The organism is Pseudomonas sp. S3_B11 (assembly GCF_054667715.1).
The window spans coordinates 5,719,958-5,734,668 of sequence record NZ_CP162749.1; the positions used below are offsets into that span (position 1 = coordinate 5,719,958).

Below are 14,711 nucleotides of genomic sequence, written 5' to 3' on the forward strand. Positions count from 1 at the left end.
CTGACTGATTAAAACGGGTGGTAGGACTCAATTCATCCCAGGCAACTGGACCTTGGGCTTCATGTCGTTCTGCACAACCGATGCCAACGGCGCGACCACACCCTGGCTTTTCAACAGCTGGCCCATGGTTGCCTTGATCCGGTACTGGGTGAACAGCTGCACATTCTTGATTTCCGCCAGGCGACGGGAAGCGCTGAACAGCTCGTTTTCGCTGTCGAGCAAGTCGAGCAGGGTCCGCTCGCCGAGGCTGAACTGCTTCTGGTAGGCGGTGCGCACGTTAGCGCTGCGATCCACGTATTGCTGGGCGACCGGCACCTGGGCATTGGCGTTGTTCAAGGCGTTCCAGGCCAGGCCCAGCTCTTCGTTCAACTGGCGCAGCGCGTTGTTGCGAATGTCCAGGGCCTGGTTGGACAGGTACGACTTGGATTCCAGGTCCGCCTTGTTGCTGCCGCCGGCATACAGGTTGAAACGCATGCGCAGCATGGCTTGCCATTCATTGTTGTGACCGTTCTGGCCGTCCAGGTCGTTGTCGGCAGTGCGGCCCAGCTCGGCGTCGAAGCGTGGGTAGAAGCTCGACTTGGCGGCTTCGTACTGCTGCTCGGCAGCGGCGATGTCGGCTTCGGCCGAACGTAGCACCGGGCTGTTTTCCAGCATCTGGGCACGGGCTTCGGTCAGGTTGGCCGGCAGCAACGCCAGAAAATCAGCAGGACGTTCCAGTTGATCGGGCAGTTGTCCAACGGCGCTGAGGTAGTTGGTCTCGGCATCGGCCAGGTTGGTTTGTTCGGTGATCAGGTTGTTGCGGGCCTGAGCCATGCGCGCTTCGGCCTGGTCCAGGTCGGCGCCGCTGCCCACGCCGCGGGAAGTACGCAGCTTGATCTGGTCGAAGATGCGCTCGTGGCTCTTGAGGTTTTCCTCGGCCAGGCGCACGAACTCGCGACGGGTCAGCACGTCCAGGTAGACCTGGGCCACTGTCAACCCGGTGCGCTCGGACGCGTCCAGCAACGAGTAGGCACGGGCATTGACGGTGGCTTGCTGACGCCCCACTTCGCTGGACGTCGCAAAACCGTCAAAAACCATTTGCGACAGGCGCAGGCTCGACTCGCTACGGTTCAGGGTTTCCCAATGATTGGTCCCGCCCGACCGGGTGGTGACGCTGTCGGTGCCTTCACGGCCGTATCCGGCTGCAAGGTCCACTCTAGGCAGGTAGCCGCCCTTGGCCGCCTTGAGTTGGTAATCCGCCGCGAGGCGACTGTTCACGCCAGCCTGGATTTCAGGATGGACATCCAGCGCCTGTTGCATGGCCTGCGGCAAGGTTTGTGCTTGTACGAAACTGGCGGCGAGAGCAAAGGGTAAAGCCTTGAACAGGTACAGACGCATGATGGATTTCTTCCTGAAACACTTGTCTTGGATCACAGCGAAACGTGGCGCTGCATCGGATGATGGCAACCGGAATGACCGTATGTCGGAAAGTTCAAAACAGGAGCTGGAACACGCACTGAAAGAACAGGTCGCCGCTTAAATATCAATGTGACATTACCTCGGCGATTGTTTAGGATGGCCGGCAGAAGGTCAATAGTTTGGCACAAACAAAATAATTGAGAAAACACAGCCAAAATATTGACATGTAAAAGCGTCAAATAACCTTACTTTGTGAACATGTACGTCCAGACCGCTGCAGCCTACAAGCTGACGGGTCCATGGAAGTCTACTGAGCGTGACACCCGGAGAGTCTTCAATGAGCAGTGTTATTGCCGTTGTCAAAAGCATTGTTGGTCAGGTTTTCGTCGTATCCCCAGAGGGCATCCGGCGCGTACTCATTGAAGGCGATCGCCTGTACACGGGCGATCAGTTGGACACTGGCCCTTCTGGCGCCGTCACATTGGATCTGGCCGATGGCCGCACCCTGGACCTGGGCCGCGACACCCAGTGGAGCGCCAATGCCCCGGACTCCTCCACCGACCTGGCACAAGCCACTGCCCAGGCCGCGCCGTCGGTAGAAGAGCTGCAACAAGCCATCGCCGCGGGTGTCGACCCGACGACCGCCCTGGAAGCCACCGCCGCCGGCGCCACTGCCGCAGGTACGGGCGGCGCCGCCGGTGGCGGCCACAGCTTTGTGGTGCTGGATGCCACCGCTGGTAGCGTCGACCCTACTGTCGGTTTCCCAACTGAAGGTCTCGCTGCGGCGGCTGCCACCGATAACAACACCCTGGGTGGCGATACTACGGATACGACCGCCAACGCTGTCCTCAATGCGACGATGACCCTGAGCGCCACGCCGACCCTGACCGAAGCCGGCGGCGTGCTGGTCTACACCGCGACCGTGACCCAGGCCCCGCAAACCGCCTTGACCGTGACCTTGTCCAACGGCGCGGTCATCGTGATCCCGGCGGGTCAGCTGACCGGTAGCGTCAACGTTCCACTCGCGCCGAATGACACGGTCTACAACGACCCAAGCCAGATCAGCGTGACCGTCACTGGCACCACCGGTGGCACTGGCATTGCCGTGACCGTGCCCACCACGCCGGCCGTGACCCAGATCACCGACACCATCGACACCACCACCGTCACCCTGAGCGCGGGCAATACCGTCACCGAAGGCGGCCAGATCACCTACACCGCCACCCTGACCAACCCGGCTCAAACTCCGGTGACCGTGACCCTGAGCAACGGCTCGGTCATCACCATCGCCGCCGGCCAGACTACCGGCACCGTTAACGTCGATACTCCGGCTAATGACGTCTACAACAACGGCAGCACGGTCAGCACCACCATTACCGGTGCGACCGGTGGCAACTTCGAAAACCTGGTCCCGAGCACGACGCCTGCGGTTACTACGATTACCGATTCGGTGGACACCACTGGCCTGACCCTGACCGCCAGCAATACCATCACCGAAGGCGGCCAGATTACCTACACCGCTACCCTGACCAACCCGGCCCAGACCCCGGTGACGGTGACCTTGAGCAACGGCTCGGTCATCACCATCGCCGCCGGCCAGACCACTGGCACCGTTAACGTCGAGACGCCAGCTAATGACGTCTATAACAACGGCAGCACGGTCAGCACCACCATTACCGGTGCGACAGGTGGCAACTTCGAAAACCTGGTGCCGAGCACGGCGCCTGCAGTCACCACGATTACCGATTCGGCGGATACCACTGGCCTGACTCTGACGGCCAGCAACACCATCACCGAAGGCGGCCAGATTACCTACACCGCCACCCTGACCAACCCGGCCCAGACTCCGGTGACCGTGACCCTGAGCAACGGCTCGGTCATCACCATCGCCGCCGGCCAGACCACTGGCACCGTTAACGTCGAGACGCCAGCTAATGACGTCTATAACAACGGCAGCACGGTCAGCACTACGATCACCGGCGCAACCGGCGGCAACTTCGAAAATCTGGTGCCGAGCACGACGCCTGCGGTCACCACAATTACCGATTCGGTGGACAGCACTGGCCTGACCCTGACCGCCAGCAACACCATCACCGAAGGCGGTTCGATTGTTTACACCGCCACCCTGACCAACCCGGCCCAGACCCCGGTGACGGTGACCTTGAGCAACGGCTCGGTCATTACCATCGCTGCTGGCCAGACTACCGGGACCGTCAACGTCGAGACGCCAGCCAATGACGTCTATAACAACGGCAGCACGGTCAGCACCACCATTACCGGTGCGACCGGTGGCAACTTCGAAAACCTGGTGCCGAGCACGGCGCCTGCAGTCACCACGATTACCGATTCGGCGGATACCACTGGCCTGACTCTGACGGCCAGCAACACCATCACTGAAGGCGGCCAGATTACCTACACCGCCACCCTGACCAACCCGGCCCAGACTCCGGTGACCGTGACCCTGAGCAACGGCTCGGTCATCACCATCGCCGCCGGCCAGACTACCGGGACCGTCAACGTCGAGACGCCGGCTAATGACGTCTACAACAACGGCAGCACGGTCAGCACCACCATTACCGGTGCGACCGGTGGCAACTTCGAAAATCTGGTGCCGAGCACGACGCCTGCGGTTACTACGATTACCGATTCGGCCGACACCACCGGCCTGACCCTGACCGCCAGCAACACCATCACCGAAGGCGGCCAGATTACCTACACCGCGACGCTGACCAACCCGGCCCAGACCCCGGTGACGGTGACCTTGAGCAACGGCTCGGTCATCACCATCGCCGCCGGCCAGACCACTGGCACCGTTAACGTCGAGACGCCAGCTAATGACGTCTATAACAACGGCAGCACGGTCAGCACTACGATCACCGGCGCAACCGGCGGCAACTTCGAAAATCTGGTGCCGAGCACGACGCCTGCGGTCACCACGATTACCGATTCGGTGGACAGCACTGGCCTGACCCTGACCGCCAGCGACACCATCACCGAAGGCGGTTCGATTGTTTACACCGCGACGCTGACCAACCCGGCCCAGACTCCCGTAACCGTGACCCTGAGCAATGGCTCGATCATCACCATCGCCGCCGGCCAGACCACTGGCACCGTTAACGTCGAGACGCCGGCTAATGACGTCTACAACAACGGCAGCACCGTCAGCACCACCATTACCGGTGCGACAGGTGGCAACTTCGAGAATCTGGTGCCGAGCACCGCGCCTGCGGTCACCACGATTACCGATTCGGTGGACACCACTGACCTGAGCCTGTCCGCGTCTACCGAAGTAGCTGAAGGCGGTTCCATCGTTTACACCGCCACCCTGACCAACGCCGCCGGCTCACCAGTGACCGTCACCTTGAGCAACGGCGCTGTAATCAACATCGCTGCGGGCGCCACTACCGGCACCGTCACTGTCGATGCGCCAAAAGACGACGTCTACAAAGACGCTGGCAAAGTTGAAGTCAGCATCGATAAAGCCACTGGCGGTAACTTCGAGAACCTGGTTCCGAGCACCACGCCTGCGGTGACTGATGTCACCGACACCATCGACACCTCGACTGTCAGCCTGACCGCAACGTCCACCGTCGCGGAAGGTGGGACCGTGGTTTACACGGCGTCGGTCAACGCACCGGTCACTGATGCCCCGCTCGTCGTGACGTTGAGCAACGGCCAGACCATCACCATTCCGGTTGGCGCCAGCTCCGCTTCGGTGAACTTCGTTACGCCGAACGACGCCCTCGCAGGCGGCGATAACCTGAGCGTCAAAATCGACGACGCCAAGGGTGGCAATTACGAGAACCTTGCCATCGACGGCAAGCCTGCCGACACCACCGTTACCGATGTACAGGACACTACCGGCCTGACCTTGAGTGCAACCGATAGCGTTGCTGAAGGCGGCTCCATCGTTTACACCGCCACCCTGACCAACGCCGCTGGCTCACCTGTCACTGTGACCCTGAGCAACGGCGCCGTCATCAACATCGCTGCGGGCGCCACCACTGGCACCGTGACCGTCGACGCACCAAAAGACGACGTCTACAAAGACGCTGGCAAAGTTGAAGTCAGCATCGATAAAGCCACTGGCGGTAACTTCGAGAACCTGGTTCCGAGCACCACGCCTGCGGTGACTGACGTTACCGATACCATCGACACCTCGACCGTGAGCCTGACCGCAACGTCCACCGTCGCCGAAGGCGGCACCGTGGTGTACACCGCCTCGGTCAATGCACCGGTCACTGATGCCCCGCTCGTCGTGACGTTGAGCAACGGCCAGACCATCACCATTCCGGTCGGTGCCAGCTCCGCTTCGGTGAACTTCGTGACACCAAACGACGCCCTCGCAGGCGGCGATAACCTGAGCGTGAAGATCGACGACGCCAAGGGCGGCAACTACGAAAAACTGGACATCGACGCCACTCCGGCGAATACCACCGTTACCGATGTACAGGACACCACTGGCCTGACGCTCTCGGCAACTGACACTGTCACCGAAGGCGGTTCCATCGTTTACACCGCAACATTGACCAACGCCGCTGGCTCGCCAGTGACCGTCACCTTGAGCAACGGCGCGGTGATCAACATCGCTGCGGGCGCCACTACCGGCACCGTGACCGTCGATGCGCCAAAAGACGACGTCTACAAAGACGCTGGTAAAGTTGAAGTCAGCATCGACAAGGCTACTGGCGGTAACTTCGAGAACCTGGTTCCGAGTACCACGCCAGCAGTGACCGATGTCACTGACACCATCGACACCAGCACCGTTTCGCTCACTGCGACTTCGACTGTGGCCGAAGGTGGGACTGTCGTTTACACCGCCTCGGTTAACGCACCCGTGACCGACGCTCCGTTGGTTATTACCCTGTCGAACGGCCAGACCATCACCATTCCGGTTGGCGCCAGCAGCGGCACCGTGAACTTCGTCACGCCAAACGACGCCCTCGCGGGCGGCGATAACCTGAGCGTAAAGATCGACGACGCCAAGGGCGGCAACTACGAAAAACTGGACATCGACGGCAAGCCTGCCGAAACCACCGTCACAGACACTCAGGACACCACTGGCCTGACCTTGAGTGCAACCGATAGCGTCGCCGAAGGCGGCTCCATCGTTTACACCGCCACCCTGACCAACGCCGCTGGCTCGCCTGTCACTGTGACTTTGAGCAACGGCGCCGTCATCAACATCGCCGCAGGCGCCACCACCGGCACCGTCACTGTCGATGCGCCAAAAGACGACGTCTACAAAGACGCTGGCAAAGTTGAAGTCAGCATCGATAAAGCCACTGGCGGTAACTTCGAGAACCTGGTTCCGAGCACCACGCCTGCGGTGACTGATGTCACCGACACCATCGACACCTCGACTGTCAGCCTGACCGCAACGTCCACCGTCGCGGAAGGTGGGACCGTGGTTTACACGGCGTCGGTCAACGCACCGGTCACTGATGCCCCGCTCGTCGTGACGTTGAGCAACGGCCAGACCATCACCATTCCGGTTGGCGCCAGCTCCGCTTCGGTGAACTTCGTTACGCCGAACGACGCCCTCGCGGGCGGCGATAACCTGAGCGTGAAGATCGACGACGCCAAGGGCGGCAACTACGAAAAACTGGACATCGACGCCACTCCGGCGAATACCACCGTTACCGATGTACAGGACACCACTGGCCTGACGCTCTCGGCAACTGACACTGTCGCCGAAGGCGGCTCCATCGTTTACACCGCAACATTGACCAACGCCGCTGGCTCACCAGTGACAGTCACCTTGAGCAACGGCGCCGTCATTAACATCGCCGCAGGCGCCACCACTGGCACCGTGACCGTCGATGCGCCAAAAGACGACGTCTACAAAGACGCTGGTAAAGTCGAAGTCAGCATCGATAAAGCCACTGGCGGTAACTTCGAGAACCTGGTTCCGAGCACCACCCCAGCGGTGACCGACGTTACCGACACCATCGACACCAGCACCGTTTCGCTCACAGCGACTTCGACGGTGGCCGAAGGTGGGACCGTGGTTTACACCGCCTCGGTCAACGCACCCGTGACCGACGCTCCGTTGGTTATCACCCTGTCGAACGGCCAGACCATCACCATTCCGGTTGGCGCCAGCAGCGGCACCGTGAACTTCGTCACGCCAAACGACGCCCTCGCGGGCGGCGATAACCTGAGCGTGAAGATCGACGACGCCAAGGGCGGCAACTACGAAAAACTGGACATCGACGGCAAGCCTGCCGATACCATCGTCACAGACACCCAGGACACCACTGGCCTGACGCTCTCGGCAACTGACACTGTCGCCGAAGGCGGTTCCATCGTTTACACCGCCACCCTGACCAACGCCGCTGGCTCGCCAGTGACCGTCACCTTGAGCAACGGCGCGGTGATCAACATCGCTGCGGGCGCCACCACTGGCACCGTCACTGTCGATGCGCCAAAAGACGATGTCTACAAAGACGCCGGCAAGGTCGAAGTCAGCATCGATAAAGCCACTGGCGGCAACTTCGAGAACCTGGTTCCGAGTACCACCCCAGCGGTGACCGACGTTACCGACACCATCGACACCAGCACCGTTTCGCTCACAGCGACTTCGACGGTGGCCGAAGGTGGGACCGTGGTTTACACCGCCTCGGTCAACGCACCCGTGACCGATGCTCCGTTGGTTATTACCCTGTCGAACGGCCAGACCATCACCATCCCGGTTGGCGCCAGCTCCGCTTCGGTGAACTTCGTTACGCCGAACGACGCCCTCGCAGGCGGCGACAGCCTGAGCGTCAAAATCGACGACGCCAAGGGCGGCAATTACGAAAAACTGGACATCGACGCCACTCCGGCGAATACCACCGTTACCGATGTACAGGACACCACTGGCCTGACGCTCTCGGCAACTGACACTGTCGCCGAAGGCGGCTCCATCGTTTACACCGCCACCCTGACCAACGCCGCTGGCTCACCAGTGACAGTCACCTTGAGCAACGGCGCGGTGATCAACATCGCTGCGGGCGCCACCACTGGCACCGTGACCGTCGATGCACCAAAAGACGACGTCTACAAAGACGCTGGCAAAGTTGAAGTCAGCATCGATAAAGCCACTGGCGGCAACTTCGAGAACCTTGTTCCGAGCACCACGCCTGCGGTGACTGATGTCACCGACACCATCGACACCTCGACTGTCAGCCTGACCGCAACGTCCACCGTCGCCGAAGGCGGCACCGTGGTTTACACCGCCTCGGTTAACGCACCCGTGACCGACGCTCCATTGGTTATTACCCTGTCGAACGGCCAGACCATCACCATCCCGGTTGGCGCCAGCAGCGGCACCGTGAACTTCGTTACGCCAAACGACGCCCTCGCAGGCGGCGATAACCTGAGCGTGAAGATTGATGACGCCAAGGGCGGCAACTACGAAAAACTGGACATCGACGGCAAGCCTGCCGATACCATCGTCACAGACACCCAGGACACCACTGGCCTGACGCTCTCGGCAACTGACACTGTCGCCGAAGGCGGTTCCATCGTTTACACCGCCACCCTGACCAACGCCGCTGGCTCGCCAGTGACCGTCACCTTGAGCAACGGCGCGGTGATCAACATCGCTGCGGGCGCCACCACTGGCACCGTCACTGTCGATGCACCAAAAGACGACGTCTACAAAGACGCCGGCAAAGTCGAAGTCAGCATCGACAAGGCCACTGGCGGCAACTTCGAGAACCTTGTTCCGAGCACCACGCCTGCGGTGACTGACGTTACCGATACCATCGACACCTCGACTGTCAGCCTGACCGCAACGTCCACCGTCGCGGAAGGCGGCACCGTGGTTTACACCGCCTCGGTCAACGCACCCGTGACCGATGCTCCGTTGGTTATCACCCTGTCGAACGGCCAGACCATCACCATTCCGGTTGGCGCCAGCAGCGGCACCGTGAACTTCGTCACGCCAAACGACGCCCTCGCGGGCGGCGATAACCTGAGCGTGAAGATCGACGACGCCAAGGGCGGCAACTACGAAAAACTGGACATCGACGCCACCCCGGCGGACACCACCGTTACCGATGTGCAGGACACTACCGGCCTGACCTTGAGTGCAACCGATAGCGTTGCTGAAGGCGGCTCGATCGTTTACACCGCCACCCTGACCAACGCCGCTGGCTCGCCTGTCACTGTGACTTTGAGCAACGGCGCCGTCATCAACATCGCAGCAGGCGCCACCACTGGCACCGTGACCGTCGATGCGCCAAAAGACGACGTCTACAAAGACGCTGGCAAGGTCGAAGTCAGCATCGATAAAGCCACTGGCGGTAACTTCGAGAACCTGGTTCCTAGCACCACGCCTGCGGTGACTGACGTTACCGACACCATCGACACGTCGACCGTGAGCCTGACCGCAACGTCCACCGTCGCGGAAGGTGGCACCGTGGTTTACACCGCCTCGGTCAACGCACCGGTCACTGATGCTCCGCTCGTCGTGACGTTGAGCAACGGCCAGACCATTACCATCCCGGTCGGCGCCAGCTCCGCTTCGGTGAACTTCGTGACACCAAACGACGCCCTCGCAGGCGGCGATAACCTGAGCGTCAAAATCGACGACGCCAAGGGCGGCAACTACGAAAAACTGGACATCGACGGCAAGCCTGCCGACACCACCGTCACAGACACCCAGGACACCACTGGCCTGAGTCTGTCCGCGTCTACCGAAGTAGCCGAAGGCGGCTCCATCGTTTACACCGCCACCCTGACCAACGCCGCTGGCTCACCAGTGACCGTCACCTTGAGCAACGGCGCCGTCATCAACATCGCAGCAGGCGCCACCACTGGCACCGTGACCGTCGATGCGCCAAAAGACGACGTCTACAAAGACGCTGGCAAAGTTGAAGTCAGCATCGACAAAGCCACTGGTGGTAACTTCGAGAACCTGGTTCCGAGCACCACGCCTGCGGTGACTGATGTCACCGACACCATCGACACCAGCACCGTTTCGCTCACTGCGACTTCGACGGTGGCCGAAGGTGGGACCGTGGTTTACACCGCCTCGGTCAACGCACCCGTGACCGACGCTCCGTTGGTTATCACCCTGTCGAACGGCCAGACCATCACCATCCCAGTCGGCGCCAGTTCCGCATCGGTGAACTTCGTGACACCAAACGACGCCCTCGCAGGCGGCGATAACCTGAGCGTCAAAATCGACGACGCCAAGGGCGGCAACTACGAAAAACTGGACATCGACGGCAAGCCTGCCGAAACCACCGTCACAGACACTCAGGACACCACTGGCCTGACGCTCTCGGCAACTGACACTGTTGCTGAAGGCGGCTCCATCGTTTACACCGCCACCCTAACCAACGCCGCTGGCTCGCCTGTCACTGTGACTTTGAGCAACGGCGCTGTAATCAACATCGCTGCGGGCGCCACCACTGGCACCGTGACCGTCGATGCGCCAAAAGACGACGTCTACAAAGACGCTGGCAAAGTTGAAGTCAGCATCGATAAAGCCACTGGCGGTAACTTCGAGAACCTGGTTCCTAGCACCACGCCTGCGGCGACCGATGTCACCGACACCATCGACAACACCACCGTCAGCATCACCGGCAGCACGTCGGTCACCGAAGGCCAGGCGGCCACCTATACCGTCAGCCTGACGAACCCGGCGCAAACCGAGGTGACGCTCAAGATCGTCTACAGCGGCACCGCCGCCGATGGCACGGACTTCACCGGTGTCTACACCGTGAAGATCCCGGCCAACGCTACCAGCGCCACCTTCAACGTGGCGACGCTGGACGACAAGATCACCGAAGGCACCGAGAACTTCGTGGTCAAGATCGACTCGGCCACCGGTGGCAACTTCGAGCACCTGGCGGTCAGCGGCACCAATGGCAGCGTCAGTACCTCGATCATCGACAACGATGCGCCACCGGCACTCGACCTGGACGCCAACAACTCCAGCGGCAAGACCGGCGCCGATTACCAGGTGACCTTCACCGAAGGCACCACCGGTCCGGGCGTGTCCATCGCCGACACTGACCTGAGCATCACTGACCCGGACAGCACCATGCTGACCGGCGCGACCATCGTGCTGACCAACCGTCAGCCTGGCGATGCGCTGAACCTGGGCAACAGCGTCAACGGCATCAGCATCAACGCCAACAGCACCGACGGCAAGGTCGTCCTGACGCTGTCGGGCAACGCGACGCTGGCCGACTACATGCAGCAGATCAAGAACATCAGCTTCATCAACAACAGCGAAGATCCGAGCACCGTACCGCGCATCATCACCGTGACAGTGACTGACGGCACGAGCTACTCCAACACCGCAACCACCACCGTGAACGTGGTCGGGGTCAACGACGCGCCAGTGGCCACTGGCGGCGCGGTCACCGGTACCGAAGACACTTCACTGGTCCTCGGCTGGTCGACGTTCGGCATCAGCGACGTGGACAGTTCCGCCACCAGCCTGGGTGTGAAAATCACCGAGCTGCCGGCCGATGGCAAGTTGCAGTATCTGGACGGTGCAACCTGGAAAGACGTGGCCAACAACCAGACCTTCACCAAGGCTGACATCGACGCCGGCAAGCTGCGCTTCACTCCGGACGCCAACGAATCCGGCGCCAATGGTTATGTTGGTAGCAGCATGGGTAACAACCAGGCCGACTACGCACAGGTCAAGTTCCAGCCAACCGACGGCCAGGCGCTGGGCAATACCAGCACCGTGAAGATCGACATCACCCCAGTCGCCGACGCACCGACCCTCAACGTGGCCGGTAACAACGTGACCTCCACCGGTTTGATCAAGGAAGTCTGGACCGGCCTGTCGGGCCTGGGCACCGATGGCAGCGGCGCGCCGTCCGGCACGCTCAAGTCGGTGATCGATGCCGCCGGCACGCCGAACAGCAGCAGCACCGTGACCAACGTGCAGTCCGACAGCAACGTCAACCCGGGCACTGCGTCGAAAACCTCGGGCCTGATCTTCCTCGAAGCCGGGAAGACCTACACCTTCAGCGGTACCGGCGACGACAGCCTGCTGGTGACCATCGGCGGCAAAACCGCCGCGGCCACCACTTGGGGTGCGGGCGGCCAGTTGAACGGTTCGTTCACACCGACCACCAGCGGCTACTACACCCTGGACATCTACCACCACAACCAGACCGGCCCGGGCAGCTATGACGTGAACCTGTCGGTCAACGGCAGCACACCGGTCGACCTGAGCAGTGCCGGCGTGCCGCTCTATACCGGCGTGACCGATCTGGCGAATTCTGGCGTGACCGTCTCCGACCTGCACGGCACCAACGGCGAAGGTTATTACGACGGCTTCAAGCTCAACGAAGGCGCCGAAGGCACCAGCGTGCACCTGTCGAAAATCACCACCGCCCTGACCGACACCGACGGTTCCGAAAGCCTGAGCGTGAAGATTGGCGGCATGCCGGAAGGGAGTGTGCTGAGCGACGGCGCGGGCCACTTCGCGACCGTGGGCGGCAACGGCGAAGCATCGGTCAGTGGCTGGAACCTGGGCAGCCTGACCCTGACCCCGCCGACCTATTACAACGGCCAGCTCAATCTGACCGTGACCTCCACCTCCACCGAAGCCCTCGGAGGATCGGCGACCACCACGGCTCAGATCCCAGTCACCGTGTACCCGGCGACCTACAACGCCATCACCGCCACGTCGGGCAGTGACAACGTCACCGGCACCGACGGCAACGACATCGTCGTCGCCGACATTGGCGGGCTGACCGTAGTGCCGGGCGTCAACTACAACATCGCCTTCATGGTCGACAGCTCTGGCAGCATGAGCGACTCGTCCATCGCAGCGGCCAAGGCCTCGCTGACCTCGGTGTTCAACACCCTCAAGCAAAGCATGGGCAGCAACGCCGGGACAGTGAACATCTTCCTGGCGGACTTTGATAACCAGGTGAACAAGTCGGTCGCGGTCAACCTCAACAACCCGGACGCCCTGACCCTGCTCAAAGGCGTGCTCGACTCGATGGTGTCCGGTGGCGGCACCAACTACGAAGACGTGTTCAAGACCACGGCGAACTTCTTCAACAGCACCCAGGCCTTGAACAATACCGGCGCGAAAAACCTGACGTATTTCATTACCGACGGCAAACCGACCTTCTACCAGACCGGCGAACAGACCAACCCGACCTTGTACGGCAACGTCAAGCTCGATGATGTGCTGAGCGCAGCCAACTACACCGTAGGCAAGTACTACACCCAGACGATCGACAGCACGCACAAGTACACCATCTACGAAAACGGCCAGATGTACCTGTCGACCAAAAGCGGAAAGAATTGGAACGACAGTTATGTCGGCACCGTGCATGCCGAGGGCAATGGCACCTTTGAATTGTCGAACCAGGGCGGCACCGGTTATGCCGATTACTGGAACTATGTCGATTCGGCAGCGGGCTCGACCGACAGCTTCACGCTGCTCAAGGGCCTGAGCACCGTCGAGGCCATCGGCCTGAACAACGACGTGACCCTGAACGACCTCAAGCCCTACGATTCGGACTCGACGCCGCAGACCAACATCGACCCGAACAACCTGGCCAACTCGATCATCGGCCACACCGAAGCGACCCTGCCGGGCTCCGATACGGTCAACGGCGGCAACGGCAACGACATCCTGTTCGGCGATCTGGTGAGCTTCAACGGCGTTGCCGGCGAGGGCTACCAGGCCATCCAGGCGTTCGTCGCCCAGCAGAACGGCGTGGACGTCAGCAAGGTCACCACCAGCAACGTGCACCAGTACATCACCGAACACTACACCGCGTTCGATGTGTCCGGTGCCCATGATGGCAATGACACCCTGCTGGGCGGCGCCGGCAACGACATCATTTTCGGCCAGGGTGGCAACGACACGCTCGACGGTGGCAAGGGCAATGACATCCTGCTCGGTGGCACGGGTAACGACACACTGATCGGCGGCCAGGGCAATGACACCCTGATCGGTGGCCTGGGCGGCGATACCTTTGTCTGGAAGGCCGGCGACACTGGCACCGACGTGATCAAGGACTTCAAGGCCAGCGAAGGCGACCGGATCGACCTGCGGGACCTGTTGCAGGGCGAAAGCGGCAGCACCATCGACCACTTCCTGAAAATCAGCACGGTCGATGGCGTGTCGTCGCTGCAGGTCAGCACCTCCGGTCAGTTCAATGGGGCCAACGGCGGCGCCGCGACCCCGGACGTGACGATCAAGCTCGAAGGCAACAACTGGTCGAACGTGAATCTGAACTCGTTGATCGCCGGCAGCGACCCGACCATCAAGGTCGATCACAACAACAGCTGACCGGGCCCTCACGACCGCCCTTCACAGGGCGGTCGTG

The 14,711-nt window shown here is 61.3% G+C and carries 3 protein-coding genes; 2 read left to right on the plus strand and 1 reads right to left on the minus strand.

Annotated features, from left to right (window positions below):
• Nucleotides 1–27 precede the first annotated feature (27 nt).
• The gene (locus AB4O22_RS25630; protein WP_003196552.1) at nt 28–1,377 is read right to left on the minus strand and encodes a TolC family outer membrane protein; all 1,350 of its coding nucleotides are present in this window, start codon (nt 1,375–1,377) and stop codon (nt 28–30) included.
• On the opposite strand from AB4O22_RS25630, the gene AB4O22_RS25635 reads away from it, so the two are divergent.
• The gene (locus AB4O22_RS25635) at nt 1,376–1,519 is read left to right on the plus strand and encodes a hypothetical protein (RefSeq protein ID WP_155252638.1); all 144 of its coding nucleotides are present in this window, start codon (nt 1,376–1,378) and stop codon (nt 1,517–1,519) included. The two genes, AB4O22_RS25630 and AB4O22_RS25635, sit on opposite strands and share 2 nt — an antisense overlap.
• A gap of 216 nt (nt 1,520–1,735) precedes the next feature.
• Nucleotides 1,736–14,674, plus strand: a complete 12,939-nt coding sequence (locus AB4O22_RS25640) for a retention module-containing protein (RefSeq protein ID WP_460097431.1) — start codon at nt 1,736–1,738, stop codon at nt 14,672–14,674.
• Nucleotides 14,675–14,711 lie beyond the last annotated feature (37 nt).